Origin of the sequence: Acidovorax facilis (assembly GCF_050626955.1) — a bacterium.
GTDB lineage: Bacteria > Pseudomonadota > Gammaproteobacteria > Burkholderiales > Burkholderiaceae_C > Acidovorax > Acidovorax facilis.
The window spans coordinates 4086500-4107091 of the sequence record NZ_CP192460.1; the positions used below are offsets into that span (position 1 = coordinate 4086500).

Below are 20592 nucleotides of genomic sequence, written 5' to 3' on the forward strand. Positions count from 1 at the left end.
GGCTTTCAGGAGTCAGTGTGGGAGGAAAAAGAAAACCCGGGCACGCGCGCTGCGTGCGCCCGGGGTAAAGGTAGTTCAACGGCGCTTCAGGCCACGCTGGTGGGCTGAGCCAGCCACTCTTCAGCCAGCTTGACCCAGTAGGTCGCCCCCAGCGGGATCAGGTCGTCATTGAAGTCGTAGCTGGGGTTGTGCAACATGCAGGGGCCGCCGCCATGGCCCATTTCGCGGTGCGTGCCGTCACCGTTGGCGATGAAGCAGTACGCGCCGGGCTTGGCCTGCAGCATGTAGGCGAAGTCTTCGGCGCCCATGGTGGGCTCTTGCGCCAGCACACGCTCTTCACCCACGATGGTGGTCATGACCTTGCGAGCAAACTCGGCCTCGGCGGGCGAGTTGATGGTGGGCGGGTAGTTGCGCACGAACTCGAACTCGCACGTTGCGTCGTGTGCGGCGCAGGTGTGCTCGGCCACCTGGCGCATGCGTTTTTCAATCAGGTCCAGCACCTCCACGGTGAAGGTGCGCACGGTGCCCTGCAGCTCGACGCTGTCGGGCACCACGTTGGTGGCCTCGCCCGCGTGGATCATGGTGACCGAGATCACGCCCGCGTCCACCGGTTTCTTGTTGCGGCTGATGATGGTCTGGAAGGTCTGCACCATCTGGCAGGCGATCGGCACCGGGTCGATGCCGGTGTGCGGCAGCGCCGCGTGGCCGCCCTTGCCGCGCAGGGTGATCTTGAATTCACTGGTGGATGCCATCACCGGGCCGGGGCTCACGGCAAAGGTGCCCACCGGCATGCCGGGCCAGTTGTGCATGCCGTACACGGCCTGCATGGGGAACTGCTCGAACAGGCCGTCCTCGATCATCACGCGGGCACCGCCGCCGCCTTCTTCGGCGGGCTGGAAGATCAGGTACACGGTGCCGTCAAAGTTGCGGTGCTTGGCAAAGTGCTGGGCCGCCGCCAGCAGCATGGCCACATGGCCGTCGTGGCCGCAGGCGTGCATCTTGCCCTTGTGGACGCTGGCGTGGGCGAAGGTGTTGAACTCCTGCATGGGCAGGGCGTCCATGTCGGCGCGCAGGCCAATCGCGCGGCCGCTGGCGCCACCGTCGCGCCCCTTGACGATGCCCACCACGCCCGTCTTGCCCAGGCCGCGGTGGATGGGAATGCCCCATTCGGTGAGCTTTTGCGCCACCACGTCGGCGGTGCGCACCTCTTCGAAGCACAGCTCGGGGTGGGCGTGAATGTCCCGGCGCACCGCTGCAATACTGGCCGCCTGGGTGACGATGGAGTCAATAACGTTCATGATATGTGTCCTTACGATCTCACAGTCTAGCCCGCTGGCCGCCCCTTGCGCCACCCCGGGTTTATTTGCACTGCAACATGACACTCTCCCCCCACGCCCTCGAACTTGCGCAAACCCTGGTGCGCATGAACACCGTCAGCCACCACTCCAACCTGGAGCTGATCCATTTCATCCGCGACCACCTGGCCAAGCTGGGCGTGAAAAGCCGATTGACCTTCAACGACGACAAGACCAAGGCCAACCTGTTCGCCACGCTGGGCGAGGGCAAACCCGCTGGCGTGATCCTCTCGGGCCACACCGACACGGTGCCGTGGGACGGGCAGGACTGGACCATGGACCCACTGAGCGCTCTGGTCAAGGACGGCAATCTGTACGGGCGCGGCAGTGCCGACATGAAGGCCTTCATTGGCATTGCGGTCTCGCACGCCGAGCAATTCCTGAACAGCGACGCGCCCTTCGCCATCCACCTGGCCTTCAGTTATGAGGAAGAGATCGGCTGCTTTGGCGTAAAAGAGCTCATCGCCGACCTGCGAGATGCCAACATCAAGCCCCTGGCCTGCATCGTGGGCGAGCCCACCAGCATGGTGCCCGCCATCGCACACAAGGGCGTGTACCGCTACAAGTGCTGCGTGCGCGGCAAGGAGGCGCATTCATCCCTCACGCCGCATTCGGTGAACGCCATCGAGATGGCCGCCCGCGTGGTGGGCCGGGTGCGCGACATGGCGGAAGACTTTGAAAAGAATGAGCCCCGCTTTGAGGGCTTCGACGTGCCGTTTTCGACCACCAGCGTGGGCCAGTTCCACGGCGGCATTGCCGACAACGTGGTGCCGCGCGACGCCGAGTTCCGCTACGAGTTCCGCGACCTGCCCACAGCCAACGCCGCGCAGATGCAGTCCGAGGTGGTGGCCTACGCCAAGTCGCTGGAGCCTGCGATGAAGAAGGTGGCGCCCGCAGCAGGCTTTGAATTCGAGACCATCTGCGAGATTCCGAGTTTTCTGGGCAGCAAGGACGACCCGGTCACGCGCCTGGCGCAGGAGCTGAGCGGCGAAAAGAACACCACGCTGGTGGCCTTTGGCACCGAGGCGGGCCTGTTCAAGAACGCGGGCATCTCCACCGTGGTGTGTGGCCCCGGCAGCATCCAGCAGGCCCACCAGCCCGACGAATACGTGAGCCTGGAGCAGCTGGCGCGCTGCGAGGCCTTCATGCAAGGACTGGTGCGCACACGCACACTGGGCTGATCGCCTTGCAGATAGATGCCGCAGAGCGCTCCGCCGGGGCCTGCGGCGCTGCAGTCAGGTCCTCACGCGGCCGTCGCCCGTCAGCATGGACATCTCGACAAACTTCGATGCCGCATGGCTCGTAGCGCTGTAGGTGACCGGAAAGCCCGAAATCACCTGGCTGCCCAGCGACTCAATGCCGGTGATCAGGCTCTCGCGGGTGGGCCTTCCGCTGCCCTGGGCCTGGCGCAGGCCTTCAGTGAAGATGCGGGCGGCCAGAAAACCCTCCATGCTGGAGTAGTTGGCCTGCACCTTGTCGCCGCCCTTCTTGATGGCTTCCAGAAACTCGCGGGTAATCTGGCGCGACGGCTGATAGGGCGAAGGTACGACCTGCGACACCACCACACCGGCGCCATCCTTGCCCAGCTCGTCGGCCAGCGCCTGCGTGCCCACGAAAGACACGTTGTAGAACGTGCCGCCAAAGCCCGCCTTGCGCGCTGCGCGCACGAAGGATGCGGCCGAGGCATAGGCAGTGATCTGTACCACGGCATCCGGCTTGGCCGGCACCAGCTTGTCCACAGCCGCTTTCACGTCGGTCGAATTGCGCTCCACCGTGGCAGTGGCCACAGGCGAGAGCTTGAGTTCGGTCAGCGCCTTCGTCACGCCATCGAGGCCGGCCTTGCCGTAGGCGTCGTTCTGGTAGAACACCGCAATCTTCTTGAGGCCGAGGTTGGTGAGCTGGCGCACGATGAGTGCGGTTTCGTCGTAGTACGAGGCGCGCACATGGAAGATCAGCCGGTTGAACGGCTGGCGCAGCGCCTCGGCCCCCGTAAAGGGGCCAAAGAATGGCACTTTTTCCTTGGTGAAGATAGGCATCGCCGCCAGGCTGGTGGGCGTACCGATGTAACCAAACAGGGCGAACACGTCTTCGGCAATGAGCTTGCGGGTGTTCTCGGCGCAGCGGTCGGGCTCGTAGCCATCGTCCATCGTGCGGATTTCCACCGTGCGTTTGCCCACGCCACCCTGCGCATTGAGCTGGTCGAAAAAGAGCTTGGCACCCAGGTTGAACTGCACGCCCAGCTGCGCGGCGGGGCCCGTGAAGGCAGCAGACTGGCCCAGCACAATCCGGCCTTCACTTTGCGCGTGTGCCAGCTGGAAGCCCCCCAGCGCTGCAGCGCCCAGGCCCACGGAAAACTGTCTACGACCCAATACCGGTTGGTTCATGGTGAAATCTCTGCTCTTGTGAATCGAGGGCGATCCCTCTGCGCTGCCGGTAGGCAGCCTCCTTGGAAGGGTGGCTAGATATGCACAACCGTTCCAACCCTGATTGCCAGTTTAACGATCAACCTACCAAATGCCCACGTCTTCTGCTGCAAATTCCCCTCTATCTGTACCGACTCAGGTGCGCGGCGCTTGCCCCCACGACTGCCCGGACACCTGCGCCCTGTTGACGACCATAGAGAACGGCGTGGCCACCCGCGTACAGGGCAACCCCGCTCACCCACACACCGACGGCGTGCTGTGCGCCAAGGTGAGCAAGTACACCGAGCGCAGCTACCACCCCGAGCGCGTGCTCACGCCGCTCAAGCGCACGGGCGCCAAGGGGGCCGGCCAGTTCGCGCCCGTGACCTGGGACGAGGCGCTGAGCGACATCGCCCAGCGCCTGCAGGCCATCGCCGCGCGCGCGCCCGAAGCCATCCTGCCCTACAGCTACGCGGGCACCATGGGCATGGTGCAGGGCGAGAGCATGGACCGCCGCTTCTTCCACAAGCTGGGTGCCTCGCAGCTGGACCGCACCATCTGCGCATCGGCCGGCGCCGAGGCCTTGGTGCAGACCCTGGGCGGCAAGGTGGGCATGAAGGTGGAGTTCTTTGCCGAATCGCAGCTCATCCTGATCTGGGGCAGCAACTCCATCGGCAGCAACCTGCACTTCTGGCGCTACGCCCAGCAGGCCAAGCGCAATGGCGCCAAGCTGGTGTGCATTGACCCCCGCAAGAGCGAGACGGCCGACAAATGCCACGAGCACATTGCCCTGCGCCCCGGCACCGACGCGGCGCTGGCACTGGCGCTGATGCACGAGCTGATCGCGAACGACTGGCTGGACCACGACTACATCGAGCGCCACACGCTGGGCTGGGACCAGTTGCGCGAGCGCGCACTGCAATGGCCGCCCGAGCGCGCGGCCGAGGTGTGCGGTATTCCGGTGGAGCAGATCCGCCAGCTGGCCAAGGACTACGGTACGACGAAGCCCGCCGCCATCCGCCTGAACTACGGCATGCAGCGCGTGCGGGGCGGCGGCAATGCGGTGCGCGCCGTGGCCTGCCTGCCTGCGCTCACGGGCGCCTGGCGCCACCGCGCGGGCGGCGTGCTGCTGTCCAGCTCGGGCCAGTTCCCCGCGCAGCGCGCCGTGCTGCAGCGACCCGACCTGATGCCCGCCCAGACACCGCGCACCATCAACATGTCCACCATTGGCGACGACCTGCTGCGCGAGGCCTCGCCTGCGTTCGGACCGAAGGTGGAGGCCGTCGTGGTCTACAACAGCAATCCCGTGGCCGTGGCGCCCGATTCGGGCAAGGTGGTGCAAGGCTTTGCGCGCGAAGACCTGTTCACGGTGGTGCTGGAGCACTTCCAGACCGACACGGCCGACTACGCCGACTACATCCTGCCCGCGACCACGCAGCTGGAGCACTGGGACGTGCACCTGAGCTACGGCCACACCGACGTGCTGCTCAACCGCCCCGCCATCGCGCCGCAGGGCCAGGCGCGCAGCAACGCACAGATCTTCCGCGACCTGGCGGCGCGCATGGGCTTTGCCGAGACCTGTTTTGCCGAGAGCGACGAGGCCCTGTGCCACCAGGCGTTTGGCGACGCAGTGGACTACGCACTGCTCGAAAGCCAAGGCTTTGCCACGCTGGCGCTGCCCGATGCGCCGTTCGCCGAAGGCAACTTCCCATCACCCTCTGGAAAGTGCGAGTTCTACAGCGCCCGCCTGGCCGCCCAGGGCCTGGACGGCCTGCCCGACCACCTGCCCAACTACGAGCTGCAGGGCACGGATGCACGTTACCCGCTGGCCATGATCTCGCCGCCCGCGCGCAACTTCTTGAACTCCACCTTCGTGAACGTGCAGAGCCTGCGCAACATCGAGGGCCGCCCCGTGCTGGAGATCCACCCCGACGATGCCGAAGCACGCGGCATTGCCAACGACGCCGTGGTGCGCGTGTTCAACGACCGGGGCAGCTACCTGTGCCACGCCACCGTGTCGCGCCGCGCACGGCCCGGGGTTGTGAATGGCCTGGGCATCTGGTGGCGCAAGTTGGGGCTGAACGGCACCAACGTGAACGAGGTCACCAGCCAGGCCCTCACGGACTTGGGCCGCGCGCCGACGTTTTATGACTGCCTGGTGGAGGTGGAGGCCAGTTCGGCGGACACCCTGGCGTTGGCATCCGCCTGATCGCGGGCGTCACCTGCTAACCTGACGCAATATCAATTTGATAGCTGCCAGCGCTTATCCAATAAGCGCTAGAGGCCATTTTCAATCACATTCTTCGTCAATGCGTGTGCAAGGCCGTGGTTGAAGGGGCTGCGCCCTGCCCATCCGATCCGCCAGCCGTCAGTGCCAGAAAGTGGTGCACCACGGGCCGCTTCGGACCGACATGGAAACGCAGCGCCTCCGCTTGCAGGTCGGCATCGGCCTTGGACACGCGGTGGTGTTGGCGCAAATGCTCGGCCCACGATTCGACGAGGAACCATTCGATGACCCGGCCCGGCTCGCCCGTGTGTTCGGCCACGCCCCAGGCGTAGGCGCCGTCGCGGCGGCGCTCGGCAGACAGGTGCTGCATGGCCTGCAGGAAGGCGGGCAGGTCGGGCTTGGCGATGCGGTATTCGATCTGCACCATCACCGGGCCCCTGCCGTGCGCCACGGGCTCGGCCAGCAGCGGCTCGGGCCAGTGGTTCGAGGGCTGCAGGTCGGCCTCGCCGGTAGGCAGCTTCACGCGGTGAAAGATAAGCGACGCTACGACCAGGCCGGCCGCGCCCATCAGCAGCGTGACCGGCAAGCCGGCCTGCCCTGCGATGAGGCCCCAGCCCAGGCTGCCGGCTGCCATCGCACCGTTGAATACCATGAGGTAGATGGCCAGGCCCCGGCCGCGCACCCAGTTGGGCAGCACGGCCTGGGCCACGCCGTTGAGGGTGGTCAGCGCGATGATCCAGCCCAGGCCCAGCACCAGCATCAGCGCCACGGCGGCCCACTGGGGCGGGGCCACGGTCAGCACGCCCATGACGGCCGCGGTCAGCAGCGAGGCCAGCAGCACCAGGCCGTCGGTGTCGAGCCGCTGGCGCAAGCGCGGCAGCAGCACGGCGCCCAGGATGGCGCCCGCGCCCACGGCGCCCAGCATCACGCCGTAAAAGCCTGCCGAGCCGCCCAGCATGCGGCGCGCCACCAGCGGCAGCAGCGCCCAGACGGAGCTGGCGAACAGGAAGAACACGGCTGCGCGCAGCAGCACCACATGCAGCTCGCGGCTGGCACGGGCGTAGCGCACGCCGGCGCGGAAGGCGCCGAAGAACTGCTCGTTCAGGCTTGACGCCTCGGCTTGGGGGCGCTTCCACCACAGCAACGCGGCGATCACGAACACATAGCTCAGCACGTCCAGGCCGTAGGCCATGGCGGCGCCGAAGCTGGCCAGCAGCAGGCCGCCGGCCGCCGGGCCGATGGCGCGCGCGATGTTGATGCCCAGCGAGTTGAGCGCCACGGCGCTCCTGAGCTCGCTGCGCGGCACCAGCTCGGGCACGATGGACTGCCAGGTGGGGCCCATGAGCGCGGCACCGATACCGCCCACAAAGGTCAGGGCCACCAGCCACTCCACCGTCAGCGTGTGGGTGTTGGCCAGGATGAGCAGCGTTCCGCTGACGGCCGCCAGCAGCACCTGCACCCCGATCAGGAAGCGGCGGCGGTCCAGGATGTCCGACAGCACGCCCGCAGGGATGGCGAGCAGAAAGACGGGCAGCGTGGCGGCGGTCTGGATCAGCGCGACCGCGGTGGGGCTGGACGAGAGTTCGGTCACCATCCAGGCGCTGGCGACGTCGCGCATGAAGCTGCCGATGTTGCCCAGCACGGTGGCGACCCAGAGCACCGCGAAGACGGGGATGGCCAGGGGAGCGAAGCTGCCGAAAGCGACGGGTGCCGCAGACGGGGGCGCTGCAGCGGCGGCGGTGTGGTGGTGATGATCGTGTGGGTTATCCGGCATGTTGGCCTCCGAGGTCGTGCCAAGCGACGAGCAGCATGCCGCCCACCAGGCCCCAATGTTCAAAAAATGCGTTGGCGCTGCGCTGCCGCTCGCCTGGCGGTGCAGCCCAGAAGCGGTCTGCCAGCAAGGCGGCCAGCGCCGTGAAGCCCGCCAGGGCGAGCGCCCCCAGCCAGCGGTACCAGCCCGACAGGATGAGCGCCGAGGCCGAAAGCTGCAGCACCAGCGTGGCGGCAGCGATGGGCGCGGCGGGGGCCAGGCCGAGCGAGCGCACCTCGGCCACGGCGCCCGCAAAGTTGCGGGCCTTGCCGATGCCGCCCTGCAGGTACGCGGCGCACAGGCACAGCAGCGCCAGCGTCTGCACCCAGGGCGCGGTGGCGGCGTTTTGCAATGCGTGCTGCACCGTCACACCGCCCAGCAGGCGCAGCCGAGCGCACCCCAAAAGCCCTGCAGGTCGGACACGGGGAGTTTGCTGCTCCAGGCCGTGGCATGGGCATGGCCGTGCAGGTTGCAGTTGCTCGCACAGCCGCAGTTCGCCGCCGCGTTGCGCAGCACGGCCTGCAGCGGCGCGCCGTCCGCCCCTCCCTGGGCACCCCAGGCGCCGTAGCCGCCGAAGGTGCGCACGGGCGACCAGTCGGGCATGGCGGGCGGCGGGGCCGCGTCGTCGAAGCGCGCGAAGTCGCCCACGCCATAGACCACCTTGCCGCCCACCACGGTGAGCAGGGCCGTGGTGTCGGCGATATCGGACTCGGGGCAGGCAAAGAAGTCGCGGTCAGGCACGACGAGGTCGGCCAGCTGGCCCGCCTCGATGCGGCCCTTCTTGCCCTGCTCGTTGCTGAACCAGGTAACGTTCTCGGTCCACATGCGCAGGGCCTGGTCGCGGGTGAGGCAGTTGCGTTGCGGCGTGAGTTGCAGGCCGCCCACCGTCTTGCCGGTGACTAGCCAGGACAGCGACACCCAGGGGTTGTAGCTGGCCACGCGGGTGGCGTCGGTGCCGGCGGACACATTGACGCCCTTCTCCAGCATGCGCTTGACCGGGGGCGTGGCCTCGGCCGCCGCGGCGCCGTAGCGCTCCACGAAGTACTCGCCCTGGTAGGCCATGCGGTGCTGCACGGCCACGCCGCCGCCCAGGGCGGCGATGCGGTCGATGGACTTTTCCGAAATGGTCTCGGCGTGGTCGAAGAACCAGTTCAGGCCGGCCAGCGGCGTGTCCTGGTTGACCTTTTCGAACACGTTGAGCGCGCGCTCGATGGTCTCGTCGTAGGTGGCGTGCATGCGCCAGGGCCAGCGGTTCTGCGCGAGGATGCGCACCACTTCTTCCAGCTCGCCTTCCATGCCGGGCGCGAGCTCGGGCTGGGGCTGGCGGAAGTCCTCGAAGTCGGCGGCGGAGAACACCAGCATCTCGCCCGCGCCATTGTGGCGAAAGTAGTCCGTGCCCTGCTTGTACTGCGAGGTGGCCGTCCAGTTCAGGAAGTCTTCCTTCTCGTGCTGGGGCTTTTGCGTGAACAGGTTGTAGGCCAGGCGAATGGTGAGCTGGTGGGCATCGGCCAGCTCCTGGATCACGTCGTAGTCATCCGGGTAGTTCTGCATGCCGCCGCCCGCGTCGATGGCGCCGGTCACGCCCAGGCGGTTGAGCTCGCGCATGAAGTGGCGCGTGGAGTTGACCTGGTAGTCGTGCGGCAGCTTGGGGCCCTTGGCCAGCGTGGCATACAGGATGGCCGCATTGGGCTTGGCCAGCAGCAGGCCCGTGGGGTTGCCCGCACTGTCGCGCACGATCTCGCCGCCGAGTGGCGCGGGCGTGTCCTTGCCGTAGCCCACGGCGCGCAGCGCGGCGCCGTTGAGCAGCGCGCGGTCGTACAGGTGCAGGATGAACACGGGCGTGTCCGGCGCCACGGCGTTCAGCTCGGCCAGTGTGGGCAGGCGCTTTTCCGCAAACTGGTGCTCGGTGAAGCCGCCCACCACGCGCACCCACTGCGGCGCGGGCGTCACCGCTACCTGGGCTTTGAGCATGGCCATGGCGTCGGCCAGGCTCTTCACGCCGTCCCACCGCAGCTCCATGTTGAAGTTGAGGCCGCCGCGGATGATGTGCAGGTGGTTGTCGATGAGCCCCGGCAGCACGCTGCGCCCGCCCAGGTCGATGACCCGCGTACCCGCACCGGCCAGCGCCATCACTTCGCGGTCGTCACCGACCTTGGTAAAGCGCCCTTGCGCAATGGCGACCGCACTGGCCGCGGGATTGGCGCGGTCCAGCGTGGTGAAGCGACCGTTGCGCAGGATGAGGTCGGGAGTGGTGGCAGGTTGGTTCATGTCTTGGGGCTCAGAGAATTTCAGCAATGGCAGGGCGCAAAAAGGGTGCAGTGGCCGTAGCGAGCGGCCCTAGCCTGCATCGAGGACCGCAGCCGTACAAGCGTACGGCGAGAACCGCAGGTGCGGGATCGGGTCGCGCAGTAGGCCAATGCACCCTTTTTTAGCCTTCGTGGGCGTTGAACATGGTCTTGGCGTAGGTGATGCCCAGGCCATAGCCGCCACCGAACTTCTGGGCGATGCCCGTCGTCATGTCATACGTCTCGCCCCGCGCCCAGTCGCGCTGCAGCTCCAGCAAGTACTGCAATGCCGTGATGGGCCGAGCGCCGGCCTGCACCATGCGCTCCATGGCACGGTTGTGGGCTTCGGCCGAAATGTCGCCGCTGGCGTCGGCGATCACATACACCTCGAAGCCCTGGTCCAGCGCCGACAGCGCCGGGCCCACGATGCACACGCTGGTCCACAGGCCGGCCAGCACGATGCGCGGCTTGCCGATGGCGTTGACCCGTGCGATCACGGCCTCGTCTTCCCAGGTGTTCATGGAGGTGCGGTCCAGCAGCGCCTGGCCGGGGAATGGTGCAGTCACTTCGTCGAACATGGGGCCGCTAAAGCTCTTTTCGGCCACGGTGGTGAGGATGGTGTCCACACCAAACCCGGCGGCCGCGCTGGCCACCAAGCCGGCGTTGGAGCGCAGCGTGATCGCATCGATGGAGTGCGTGGCAAAGGCCATCTGCGACTGGAAGTCGATCATGACCAGGGTGTGGTCGTCGGCGTTGAGCAGCGTGGCGCCGGGCTTGGCGTAGGCGACGGGGCGGGCGGTGGCGTTGGCTGCGGCGGTCGTGTTGGCGTTGGTCATGGTGAACTCCCTGGAAATTGAAGATGAAGGACGTCGAGAAAAACAAAAAATAGACAAGGCAATGCGGCGGGCCGGGGCGCAAGGGATGGGCGGCATCGCCCACCCCGCGCCTCAGTGCGCCCCATGCGCTCAGTGCGGCATCGTGGGCAGCTCGTTCGGCCGCAGGTCGAACACCAGCACCTCGGCGCCTTCGCCGTTGGCAAAGCGCAGGGCCCCAGCGTCGCGGATGCGGGCGCCGTCGCCTTCGGACAGACGCTCGCCGTTCACGTCCAGGCTGCCGCGGGCCACGTGGACATACACGTTGCGGCCCGGGCCCACGTCCAGATCGGCCGACTCCTCGCTGCCGTCGAACAAGCCGGCATAGACCCGGGCGTCCTGGTGCACGGCCAGCGATCCGTCAGCCCCTTCAGGCGAAATGATCTGGCGCAGGCGGCCGCGCTTGTCGGCCTCGCTGAAGTGCACCTGCTGGTAGCGGGGCGCGGCGCCGCGCACACCGGGCACGATCCAGATCTGCAGGAAATGCACGGGCTCGTCGCTGGAGTGGTTGAACTCGCTGTGGCGCACGCCGGTGCCGGCGCTCATCATCTGCACGTCGCCGGGGCGGATGACCGAGCCCGTGCCCATGGAGTCCTTGTGCTCCAGCGCGCCTTCCAGCACGTACGAGAAGATTTCCATGTCGCGGTGCGGGTGGGTGCCGAAGCCCTTGCCCGGGGCCACGCGGTCGTCGTTGATAACCAGCAGGTCGGAAAAGCCTTGCTGGTTGGCGTCGTGGTAGTGGCCGAACGAGAAGGTGTGGCGCGAATGGAGCCAGCCGTGGTTGGCGTTGCCGCGGTGTTGGGCTTTGCGGATGTCGAGCATGGTGCAGGTCCTTTCTTCGTCGATGTGATTCACACTGGGAGGTTTTTGCCTCACCGCCCTATTCATCAAGGCTTCAGTGCTGCGGTGAAGAAAGTATCTCGCGCCGTTCCGGGGCGTATGCTGAAAGGTTTTCCAACTCATCATCGATAATTTCGATGATGCAGATCAAGGAATTGGACCATGTTGAAACTCACGCTGGAAGCCATTGAAACCATCGACGCCATTGCCCGCCACGGCTCGTTTGCAGGTGCCTCCGAGCGGCTGCACAAGGTGCCGTCCACCATCTCGTACGCCGTGAGCAAGCTGGAAGACCAGCTGGGCCTGGCCCTGTTCACCCGCAACGGCCCGCGCGTCACGCTCACCCCTGCCGGCCAAGAGATGCTCAAGGAGGGGCGCTGGCTGCTGGCCGCCGCGCAGCAGCTCGAATCGCGGATGCGGCAGATCGCCACGGGCTTCGAGTCCGAGCTGCGGCTGATGCACGACTCGCTCATCCCCACGCACGCGTTCAACCAGGACATCTGCGCGTTTGAAGACCTGCACTGCGGCACCCGACTGCGCATCAGCAGCGAAGCATTGACAGGCACCTGGGAGGCGCTGCGCGAAGGGCGCGCAGACATCGTCGTGGCCGCAGGCGAAGGCCCAGCGGGGGGTGGCTACAAGGCTGTGGCCGTGGGCAGCCTGGCCTTTGCGTTTTGCGTGACGGCCACACACCCGCTGGCCAAGCTGCAGCGGCCGCTCACGCGCAGCGACTTGCTGGAACACACGGCCGTGGTGGTGGGCGACGGGGCGCGCTCGCTGAACGACCGCACGGTGGGGTTGCTGTCAGGCCAGCGCCGTATCACCGTGCCATCGATGCAGGCCAAGATCGCTTGCCAGGCCGCAGGTCTGGGCCACGGTTTTGTGCCCCGCGCCTGTGTGCGCGTGGAGCTGGAGACCGGCATTCTGGTGGAGTTGCAGGTGGAGGAGCCCCGCCCGGACGAAACCTTCTGGCTGGCCTGGCGACCCGAGCACATGGGCGAGGCACTCAAGTGGTGGCGCCACCGGCTGGACCGCCCGCTGTTGCCAGGCATCCTGCCGTATTGAATGAAGCGAGCGCGTTGCGTGGGCTGGCGACAGGCATCACCACACGATAACTTCCAATTTGATAGCTGCTTGCGCTGATGGATAAAGCGCTGGCTGCCTTTTTTGCTTCCAATGTGGAACACGGATATTCCGGTGCAGCCACCCGGCGCAAATATGGGGCCGAAGCCCCTTTTCCTCATCAACCCAATTGCTTGAGCAAGGCATGGGCGCCCTGCTCTGACGATGCCGGGTTCTGCCCCGTGATCAGCGTGCCATCGGTCAGCACATAGGGTGCCCAGTCAGGGCCTTTGGAATACACACCACCGTTGGCCTTGAGCATGTCTTCCACCAGGAACGGCACGATCTGGGTCAGCTGCACAGCGTCTTCTTCGGTGTTGGTGAAACCCGTGACCTTTTTGCCCTTCACCAGGGGCGACCCGTCGGGCGCCTTGGTGTGGCGCAACACGCCGGGTGCGTGGCACACCAGCGCCAGCGGCTTGCCGGCCGCAAAGGTCTTTTCGATGAGTGCGATGGACTGCGCGTCTTCGGCCAGGTCCCACAGGGGGCCGTGGCCGCCGGGGTAGAACACGGCGTCAAAGTCCTCGGCCTTCACGCTGGATAGGAGCACGGTGCTGGCCAGCTGCTGCTTCGCTGAAGCATCGGCCTTGAAGCGGCGCGTGGCATCGGTCTGGGCGTTTTCGTCGTCGCTTTTAGGGTCCAGGGGCGGCTGGCCACCGTGGGGCGATGCGAGCGTGATCTGCACGCCTGCATCCTTGAACACGTAGTACGGTGCCGCAAACTCTTCCAGCCAGAAGCCCGTCTTTTTGCCGGTGTCGCCCAGTTGGTCGTGGGACGTCAGAACCATGAGGAGGTGTGCCATGGAGGTCGCTTTCGGTGTGGGAGGGTCGATCGGAAAAAGCAAACCACCACCGTACCAGCCATAGGGCCCGTTGTCCCGCGATGCAGGCAGGTTTGCGGCATTGGCTTACAGGACGGTACTACCGCGCTGTAAGCCCCCCAGCATCTCAGCGCAGCTGCCTGGCCAGGAACTCCGCCACCTCGTTCTCCAGCGTGGCATGGTAAGCCACGCGGTCAAAGCCTTCGGGGTTGGCTGCGGCGTCTCCCGCCTCGGACGCCAGCGGCCAGACAGACTGGGCCATGAAGGCGAAGTGGCCTGCACCTGGCACGGTGCTCGCCTGTGCGGAGGGCAGATTGGCCGCCACATAACCGCCGTGGTATTGGCCCGTGAGCACGGCATCGCGCTCGGCCACCATCAGCCGCACCGGCACGCCGATGGCCTTCAGGCTGTCTGGTGTGAACACCACCGCCATGGGCGCCATGGCCACCACGGCGCGGATGCGGGGGTCTGCCACCGAGACCAGCGGACCATCGAGCGCGGGGGCACCGGCCTGTGTGGATGCCGCGGTGGCGGCCGCAGGGGCCTCCTTGGTAGTCTGGGCGGTCTGGCCACGGGCGGGCAGCTTGCCCAGGCTACAAAAGCCGGGGTCGTCCGACACGCTGCGGCAGTGCTCTGCCGCACGGGCCGGTTCGGCCTGCGCACCGGCCAGGGCCAGCACGGTGTAGCCGCCTGCCGAATGCCCCACGGCACCAATGCGCCCAGCCGGAATGCGGGGGCCCCATTCGGGGTTGGCTAGCAGTGCGTCCAGCACGCGGCTTACCTGGCGGGGGCGCTCGCTGAAATAGCGGCCCGAGGTGATCATCGACCGGTCTTCCCAGTTGTCGCCCGGATGGCGCAGCGCTGCCACCAGATAGCCGTCGGCCGCCAGGCGCGTGGCCAGGTTGTGGTGGCCCAGTTCATGGCCACCCGTGCCGTGCGAGATGAGGATCAGGCCCTTGAGGGGCGCGGTTGCCACCGGGGCGCCCGGCGTGACCACGGGCCGCCACGGGCCCATGGGCAGGGTGCGCGCCACGGCGGGGGTGGGGTAGTACAAGGCCACGGTCACGGGCTCGGCACCCGGGACCACCAGGGTGCGCAGCCCGGCATATTGCGCCGATGCCGGGGTGGCCCAGGCCAGCATCGCTACAAAAGCAGCCAGCAGCGGGGCACGGGCAACCCGCCATGTGGTGCGGAGGGCCAGGAAGAGGATGAGGATCACGGTGCGCCTTTCGTCAATGGCCGCCCGAGGTGGCGGCTTGACGGCACTGTAGGCAGCACTCGCAGCGGGCTCCAGCGCCCTGCGACGAAACGCCGCTGCGCGGCGCGAAATGCACCACGGGAGGCGCGAGCGTCTGCCCGCCCGCCCTCCCGCTCGGCGGCGGCTTACAGCGCGGCTTCGAGGATGCGGCGGCTCACGGCGGGCGTGATCTCGCGCTGCTCGCCCAGGGTCACCATGCCATGCGCTTCCAGCTGCGCCACCACGGCGCCCACGGTGTCGGCGCCCAGGCCGTAGCCCGACAGGCGGGTGGCGATGCCCATGCTTTCAAAGAAGTCGCGCGTGCGCTCGATGGCGGCGGTGATGCGTTCGTCCTCGCTGCCGGTGGTGATGCCCCATACGCGCTCGCCGTACTGCAGCAGCTTGGCGCGCTTGGCCACCCGGCGCTCATTCAGCAGCGCGGGCAGCACGATGGCCAGGGTGCGCGCGTGGTCGATGCCGTGCAGCGCCGTCAGCTCGTGGCCGATCATGTGCGTGGCCCAGTCCTGCGGCACGCCCGCGCCGATCAGGCCGTTGAGCGCCATGGTGGCGGCCCACATGAGGTTGGCACGGTCGTCGTACACAGGCTCGGGGGCAGTCAGCAGGCGCGGGCCGATCTCGATCAGCGTCTGCAGGATGCCTTCGGCAAAACGGTCCTGCACGGGCGCGTTGACCGGGTAGGTCAGGTACTGCTCCACCGTATGCACAAACGCATCGACCACACCGTTGGCCAGCTGCTGCGGCGGCAGGGTGTAGGTCTTGGTGGGGTCGAGCACCGAGAACACGGGGTAGGTGTGCACGCTACCAAACGACAGCTTGGCGCCCTTGGCGCGGTGGGTGATGACGCCGCCGTTGTTCATTTCAGAACCCGTGGCGGGCAGCGTGAGCACGGAACCAAACGGCATGGCGCCCTTGACGTTGCGGCCGTGCTTTTCGAGGATGGCCCAGGGGTCATCGCCTTCAAAGCGGACAGCGGCCGCGATGAACTTGGTGGCGTCGATCACCGAACCGCCACCCACGGCGAGCAGAAAGTCAAACCCGCCTTCGCGGATCTGCGCAACGGCCTTCATGGAGGTCTCAAAGCTGGGGTTGGGCTCGATACCGCTGAAGGTGGCGTGCTGGCGCTCGCCCAGCGCGGCGCGCACCTCGGCCAGCGTACCGGTCTTTTCGGCGCTGGCGCCACCCACGAGGATCAGCACCTTGGCGGCAGCGGGCACGAGCTTGGCCAGATCGGCAATGCGGCCCTGGCCGAAGGCGATGTGGGTGGGGTTGTGGAAGTCGAAATTCAGCATGGGGGTCTTTCTGGGCGAGGCAGGCGCATGCGCCGTTGGGGGTCGCATTGTGCGGCGCACCCGCGCCCCGGCGGCGTCGCGTGGGCGATAGCCCTGCCACCGCCGCGCTCATCCCGGGCCCTTCAGCGGAAACCGGCGATCTGGTGCACGGTGTCCGCCAGCCGCTGGGGTTGCGAGAAATACGCCGAGTGGCTCGCCTCGATGGACGACACCGTGGCGCAGGGCGAGGCCGCGATCATCTTGCGCTGCAGCTCGATGGTCACGGCCCGGTCCTGCGTCAGCTCGATGTAGTGCCGGGGCACGCTGCCGTAGCGCGGCGCCGTCAGCGCAAGCCGGGTGAGTGCGGGCAGCGAAGGCTCGGGCGTGAGCAGCGCCTGGGCCAGCGCCACGTCGGCGTCCGAGCAATCGGCGTACAGCGCGGGGCGGTAGGCCTCGGGCGCCAGGTGGTCGGTCAAGGTGCTGCGGCTGACATGGATGTGGCGCGCCACCAGCGAGGCCTTGTCCTGGCGGAAAAAGTCGGTCACCCGCTCGCCATGGCGCAGCATGTAAGCGGCCAGGTAGGTCACACCCGCCAGCTTGTGGTGCCGCAACTCGGCCACCGTGGACGCCACAATGCCGCCCCGGCTGTGCGCCACGATGAGCGCCGGGCCGTCCAGCGCATCGAGCACCCGGCACACATGCGCCGCCATGGCCGAGAGCGTGGTGCGCCCCCGCGCCACCCGCCAGTGGCGGCCATGGGCGGGCAGGTCAGGCACATGCACCTGGTGCCCCCGGGCCTGCAGCAGCGGGACCACTTTGTGCCAGCACCAGGCGCCATGCCAGCTGCCGTGCAAAAGAACGATATTCATGAAGATGCCTTTGGGTCTTGGGGAGAAATGCCGGGCGCCAGTTGCGCCGCCAGCCGGGCGAGCGATGGCTTGGCGCCCCACTCCGACCGGAGCGTAAAACCGCCCTGCCCCAGGCACTCGCTGAATCCGGACCACCGATTGGCGGCCGGCGGCCCCCCCCTCCTCCCTCGCCCGCGACACGCAAAGATCAGGAGGCGACCTCTTGCTACTGCAGCAGCGCCTGCAGCCGCGTGGCCATGAAGTCGCGCAGCGCACGCACCAGCGGCGTGAGCTGCCTGCGGCTGGGGGCCACCAGAAACAGCGGGACCGCCTCCGTGGTCCAGTCGGTGCACAGTGGCACCAGACGACCGGCAGCCAGATCGTGCGCTACGTCAAAGTACGACTTGTAGGCAATGCCGCGCCCCAGCACGGCCCAGCGGCGCACGGCATCGCCGTCATTGGCCACGTTGTGGCTGCGCACACGAACCTGCGCCTCCTGGCCCGCCGCATCCCAGAACCGCCAGCGGTCGTGCACGTCCTCGCCCAGCATGAAGCAAAGGCAGTCATGGTCCACCAGCGCATGCGGGGTGGGGGGCGCGCCGTGGGCCGCCAGGTAGGCCGGGGCCGCACACAGCACGCGCCGGTGCTCGGCCGCCAGCGGCAGCACCACCAGGCCCGAATCCTGGGGCTTGCCATAGCGAAAGGCGGCGTCCACCGGCTCGCTGTACACATTCGCCATGCGATCTGACAGCTGCAATCGGACGGCGATGCCCGGGTGCTCGACTTGGAACTCGTCGAGCCAGGGCAACAACACATTGCGCCCCAGATCCGACGGCGCCGCCAGCTGCAGCGTGCCGCTCAGCGCACCCGCCCGGCCGTTGGCCAGCTGCCCCTGCACCTGCTGCAGCGCGGCCAGCGCGGGGCGGCAGTGCTCCAGAAACAACGTGCCCTCGGGCGTGAGCCGCAGGCTGCGCGTGGAGCGCACGAACAGCAGCACGCCCAGCTCGGCCTCCAGCCGCTTGAGTGCCGCGCTGGCCGCTGCCGGGGTCAGGTCCAGCGCCCGGGCCGTGGCCGACAGGCTGCCGCTGTCCACAGTGCGCACAAAGATGTCCAGGTCTTGCAGGCTTTTCATGTCTTGGTCGTGGCGTTGAGCTGGCCATCTTCAAATTTTCTTTGAATATTCATTCAATAGGCAGCCTATTTAAAAATAAGCAAGACAAAGCGACCATACAAGCCTGTCCAGCCCACTCCACAAGCTTTGACCATGACCCGCCCTGCCACAGCTCCCCTTTTTGCCCCTTTGGCGCTTGGCCCCCTCACCTTGCCCAACCGCATGGTGATGGCGCCCATGACCCGGGCTCGCAGCACCCAGCCCGGTGACGTGCCCAACGCGATGATGGCCACCTACTATGCCCAGCGGGCCAGCGCCGGGCTCATCGTGAGCGAGGCCACCCAGATTTCGCGCCAGGGCCAGGGCTACAGCTTTACGCCAGGCATCTACACCGAAGCCCAGGTGCAAGGCTGGCGCCGGGTGACGGATGCCGTGCACACCGCTGGCGGCCGCATGGTGCTGCAGTTGTGGCACGTGGGCCGCATGTCGCACCCCAGCTTTCACGCCGATGGCCTGCCCGTGGCGCCGTCCGCCTTGTCGCCCGAGGCCAAAGTCTGGGTGGTGGGCGACGACGGCGTGGGCCGTATGGTCGATTGCCCGGTGCCGCGGGCGCTGGGCACCGCGGAGATCGCGGGTGTGATCGACGACTTTCGGCGCGCCGCTGCCAACGCCATGCGGGCAGGCTTTGACGGGGTGGAAATCCACGGGGCCAACGGTTACCTCATCGACCAGTTCCTGCGCACCACGTCCAACCATCGCACAGATGCCTACGGCGGCACCATGGACAACCGCACCCGCTTCGCCCGCGAAGTGGCCGCCGCCGTGGCCAGCGAGGCGGGCGCCGAGCGCACCGGCATGCGCCTGGCCCCGTTCATCACCCAGCGCAACATGAACTGCCCCGAGATCATTCCGACCATGCTGCACCTTGCGCGCCAACTGGACACGCTGGGCCTGGCCTACATCCACCTGGCTGAGGCTGACTGGGACGACGCCCCCAGCATCCCCGATGACTTCCGCCAGGCCTTGCGCAATGCCTACAGCGGCCGCGTGATCGTGGCGGGCAAATACACGCCCGAGCGCGCGCAGCAGATCCTGTCATCCGGCATGGCAGACCTTGTGGCCTTTGGCCGCCCCTTCATTGCCAACCCCGACCTGCCGGCGCGCTACGCCGCCGGGCTGCCGCTGGCCGCATTTGACCCACCAACCCTCTTCGGCGGAACCGAGCGGGGCTACAGCGACTACGCCCCTGCCCACGCATCGGCCGTGGAGCCCACCGCTACCGCCTCGGCGTGACCCGGCCGCCATCGCCCTCTCTCCCACTCACCCATCCACCGACACACAAGGACCCGCCATGAAAGCCATCGGCTACCAAACCGCCCACCCGATCGACCACCCCGAGTCGCTGCTCGACATCACCCAAGCCGACCCCGTGGCCACCGGCCACGATCTGCTGGTGGAGGTGCATGCTGTCTCGGTGAACCCCGTGGACACCAAGGTGCGCAAAAGCAGCTCGCGCAGCGGTGACGGCCCCGACTACAAGGTGCTGGGCTGGGACGCCAGCGGCATCGTGCGCGCCGTGGGATCCGACGTGACGCTGTTCCAGCCCGGCGACCGCGTCTGGTACGCAGGCTCCATCGCGCGCCCCGGCACCAACAGCGAGCTGCACCTGGTGGACGAGCGCATCGTGGGCCACGCGCCGAAGTCGCTGGACTTTGCGGAAGCCGCCGCACTGCCGCTGACCACCATCACTGCGTGGGAACTGCTGTTTGACCGCCTGGGCGTGGCGCCAGGCAAGCAGCCCACCAGCAAGACCCTGCTCATCGTCGGCGCGAGCGGTGGTGTGGGCTCCATCCTCACGCAGCTGGCGGCGCGGCTCACCAGCCTCACGGTGATCGGCACCGCATCACGCCCCGAAACGCAGCAGTGGGTGCGCGACCTGGGCGCCCACCACGTCATCGACCACAGCCAGCCGCTGACGCAAGAGCTGGCGCGCATCGGCCACCCTACGGTGGACATCATCGTGAGCCTCACGCAGACCGACGCGCACTTCGACCAGATCGTCGAGGCCATCGCGCCCCAAGGCCAGTTCGCGCTGATCGACGACCCGGTGGCGCTCGACGTGACGAAGTTCAAGCGCAAGTCGGTGTCGCTGCACTGGGAGCTGATGTTCACCCGCGCGCTGTTTGGCACGGATGACATGATCGGCCAGCACCGGCTGCTGTCCGAGGTGGCGCAGCTGGTGGATGCGGGGCTGATCCGCACCACGCTGGACCAGCGGTTGGGCAGCATTAACGCGGCGAATCTGAAACGCGCCCATGCGCTCATCGAGAGCGGCAAGGCGCGGGGCAAGCTGGTGCTGGAGGGGTGGAGCTAG

General features: G+C 67.3%; 17 protein-coding genes. 5 read left to right on the top strand and 12 right to left on the bottom strand.

The features are described 5' to 3' along the window. Positions 1–86 precede the first annotated feature (86 nt). On the bottom strand, positions 87–1298 hold the full coding sequence (locus tag ACQ4MJ_RS18710) for a M20 aminoacylase family protein (RefSeq protein WP_431151667.1): 1212 nt from the start codon (positions 1296–1298) through the stop codon (positions 87–89). A gap of 77 nt (positions 1299–1375) precedes the next feature. On the opposite strand from ACQ4MJ_RS18710, the gene argE reads away from it, so the two are divergent. Beyond that, complete coding sequence (gene argE / locus ACQ4MJ_RS18715) at positions 1376–2536, top strand: acetylornithine deacetylase (RefSeq protein ID WP_055396963.1); 1161 nt, start codon at positions 1376–1378, stop codon at positions 2534–2536. Between the two features lie 54 nt (positions 2537–2590). Here argE and ACQ4MJ_RS18720 read toward each other — a convergent pair whose 3' ends face one another. Further along, the gene (locus ACQ4MJ_RS18720) at positions 2591–3739 is read right to left on the bottom strand and encodes an ABC transporter substrate-binding protein (RefSeq protein WP_218299015.1); all 1149 of its coding nucleotides are present in this window, start codon (positions 3737–3739) and stop codon (positions 2591–2593) included. Positions 3740–3869: 130 nt separating this feature from the next. Between ACQ4MJ_RS18720 and ACQ4MJ_RS18725 the strand changes: the two genes are divergently transcribed. Then, positions 3870–5966: a molybdopterin-containing oxidoreductase family protein gene (locus ACQ4MJ_RS18725; protein ID WP_431151665.1), complete on the top strand. Its 2097-nt coding sequence runs from the start codon at positions 3870–3872 to the stop codon at positions 5964–5966. Between the two features lie 97 nt (positions 5967–6063). Here the strand turns inward: ACQ4MJ_RS18725 and ACQ4MJ_RS18730 are convergent, their stop codons facing one another. From ACQ4MJ_RS18730 to ACQ4MJ_RS18750, 5 genes are all read right to left on the bottom strand, one after another. Beyond that, positions 6064–7758, bottom strand: coding sequence for an MFS transporter (locus ACQ4MJ_RS18730; protein ID WP_431151663.1), 1695 nt, complete (start codon positions 7756–7758; stop codon positions 6064–6066). Continuing rightward, positions 7748–8197, bottom strand: coding sequence for a DoxX family protein (locus tag ACQ4MJ_RS18735; protein WP_431173664.1), 450 nt, complete (start codon positions 8195–8197; stop codon positions 7748–7750). The genes ACQ4MJ_RS18730 and ACQ4MJ_RS18735 overlap by 11 nt, the downstream gene beginning before the upstream one ends. Then, positions 8161–10062 carry an amidohydrolase gene (locus tag ACQ4MJ_RS18740; protein WP_431151660.1) on the bottom strand — a complete coding sequence of 634 codons (1902 nt, stop codon included), beginning with the start codon at positions 10060–10062 and terminating at the stop codon, positions 8161–8163. Before ACQ4MJ_RS18740 ends, ACQ4MJ_RS18735 begins: the two co-directional genes overlap by 37 nt. 160 nt (positions 10063–10222) lie before the next feature. Then, entirely contained in the window at positions 10223–10915 is a 693-nt protein-coding gene (locus ACQ4MJ_RS18745) for a hydrolase (RefSeq protein WP_431151658.1), read from the bottom strand. A 129-nt stretch (positions 10916–11044) separates the two neighbouring features. Further along, the gene (locus ACQ4MJ_RS18750; RefSeq protein WP_431151657.1) at positions 11045–11773 is read right to left on the bottom strand and encodes a pirin family protein; all 729 of its coding nucleotides are present in this window, start codon (positions 11771–11773) and stop codon (positions 11045–11047) included. A 180-nt stretch (positions 11774–11953) separates the two neighbouring features. Here ACQ4MJ_RS18750 and ACQ4MJ_RS18755 point away from each other — a divergent pair, with 180 nt between their 5' ends. Beyond that, on the top strand, positions 11954–12856 hold the full coding sequence (locus ACQ4MJ_RS18755; RefSeq protein WP_121422074.1) for a LysR family transcriptional regulator: 903 nt from the start codon (positions 11954–11956) through the stop codon (positions 12854–12856). 178 nt (positions 12857–13034) lie between these two features. Here the strand turns inward: ACQ4MJ_RS18755 and ACQ4MJ_RS18760 are convergent, their stop codons facing one another. The 5 genes from ACQ4MJ_RS18760 to ACQ4MJ_RS18780 form a co-directional block, all read right to left on the bottom strand. Further along, positions 13035–13715, bottom strand: a complete 681-nt coding sequence (locus ACQ4MJ_RS18760) for a type 1 glutamine amidotransferase domain-containing protein (RefSeq protein ID WP_431151656.1) — start codon at positions 13713–13715, stop codon at positions 13035–13037. Between the two features lie 145 nt (positions 13716–13860). After that, positions 13861–14952 (bottom strand): alpha/beta hydrolase family protein, encoded by a 1092-nt coding sequence (locus tag ACQ4MJ_RS18765; RefSeq protein WP_431151655.1) that lies wholly within the window; start codon positions 14950–14952, stop codon positions 13861–13863. A gap of 164 nt (positions 14953–15116) precedes the next feature. Then, a complete protein-coding gene (locus tag ACQ4MJ_RS18770) occupies positions 15117–16280 on the bottom strand; it encodes an iron-containing alcohol dehydrogenase (RefSeq protein ID WP_228897564.1) in 1164 nt (387 codons plus the stop codon). A gap of 122 nt (positions 16281–16402) precedes the next feature. Then, on the bottom strand, positions 16403–17128 hold the full coding sequence (locus ACQ4MJ_RS18775; protein ID WP_431151654.1) for an alpha/beta fold hydrolase: 726 nt from the start codon (positions 17126–17128) through the stop codon (positions 16403–16405). A 205-nt stretch (positions 17129–17333) separates the two neighbouring features. Beyond that, a complete protein-coding gene (locus ACQ4MJ_RS18780; RefSeq protein WP_431151653.1) occupies positions 17334–18239 on the bottom strand; it encodes a LysR family transcriptional regulator in 906 nt (301 codons plus the stop codon). Positions 18240–18371: 132 nt separating this feature from the next. On the opposite strand from ACQ4MJ_RS18780, the gene ACQ4MJ_RS18785 reads away from it, so the two are divergent. Together ACQ4MJ_RS18785 and ACQ4MJ_RS18790 are read left to right on the top strand one after the other, a co-directional pair. Then, positions 18372–19511: an alkene reductase gene (locus ACQ4MJ_RS18785; RefSeq protein ID WP_431151652.1), complete on the top strand. Its 1140-nt coding sequence runs from the start codon at positions 18372–18374 to the stop codon at positions 19509–19511. Between the two features lie 58 nt (positions 19512–19569). After that, positions 19570–20592: a zinc-binding alcohol dehydrogenase family protein gene (locus ACQ4MJ_RS18790; protein WP_431151651.1), complete on the top strand. Its 1023-nt coding sequence runs from the start codon at positions 19570–19572 to the stop codon at positions 20590–20592.

Coding starts and splice junctions, on each gene's coding strand:
- ACQ4MJ_RS18730 (WP_431151663.1), bottom strand. CDS start 7,758: ATGCCGGATAACCCACACGATCATCACCACCACACCGCCGCCGCTGCA.
- ACQ4MJ_RS18720 (WP_218299015.1), bottom strand. CDS start 3,739: ATGAACCAACCGGTATTGGGTCGTAGACAGTTTTCCGTGGGCCTGGGC.
- ACQ4MJ_RS18780 (WP_431151653.1), bottom strand. CDS start 18,239: ATGAAAAGCCTGCAAGACCTGGACATCTTTGTGCGCACTGTGGACAGC.
- ACQ4MJ_RS18755 (WP_121422074.1), top strand. CDS start 11,954: ATGTTGAAACTCACGCTGGAAGCCATTGAAACCATCGACGCCATTGCC.
- ACQ4MJ_RS18740 (WP_431151660.1), bottom strand. CDS start 10,062: ATGAACCAACCTGCCACCACTCCCGACCTCATCCTGCGCAACGGTCGC.
- argE (WP_055396963.1), top strand. CDS start 1,376: ATGACACTCTCCCCCCACGCCCTCGAACTTGCGCAAACCCTGGTGCGC.
- ACQ4MJ_RS18785 (WP_431151652.1), top strand. CDS start 18,372: ATGACCCGCCCTGCCACAGCTCCCCTTTTTGCCCCTTTGGCGCTTGGC.
- ACQ4MJ_RS18710 (WP_431151667.1), bottom strand. CDS start 1,298: ATGAACGTTATTGACTCCATCGTCACCCAGGCGGCCAGTATTGCAGCG.
- ACQ4MJ_RS18750 (WP_431151657.1), bottom strand. CDS start 11,773: ATGCTCGACATCCGCAAAGCCCAACACCGCGGCAACGCCAACCACGGC.
- ACQ4MJ_RS18770 (WP_228897564.1), bottom strand. CDS start 16,280: ATGCTGAATTTCGACTTCCACAACCCCACCCACATCGCCTTCGGCCAG.
- ACQ4MJ_RS18790 (WP_431151651.1), top strand. CDS start 19,570: ATGAAAGCCATCGGCTACCAAACCGCCCACCCGATCGACCACCCCGAG.
- ACQ4MJ_RS18775 (WP_431151654.1), bottom strand. CDS start 17,128: ATGAATATCGTTCTTTTGCACGGCAGCTGGCATGGCGCCTGGTGCTGG.
- ACQ4MJ_RS18745 (WP_431151658.1), bottom strand. CDS start 10,915: ATGACCAACGCCAACACGACCGCCGCAGCCAACGCCACCGCCCGCCCC.
- ACQ4MJ_RS18760 (WP_431151656.1), bottom strand. CDS start 13,715: ATGGCACACCTCCTCATGGTTCTGACGTCCCACGACCAACTGGGCGAC.
- ACQ4MJ_RS18725 (WP_431151665.1), top strand. CDS start 3,870: ATGCCCACGTCTTCTGCTGCAAATTCCCCTCTATCTGTACCGACTCAG.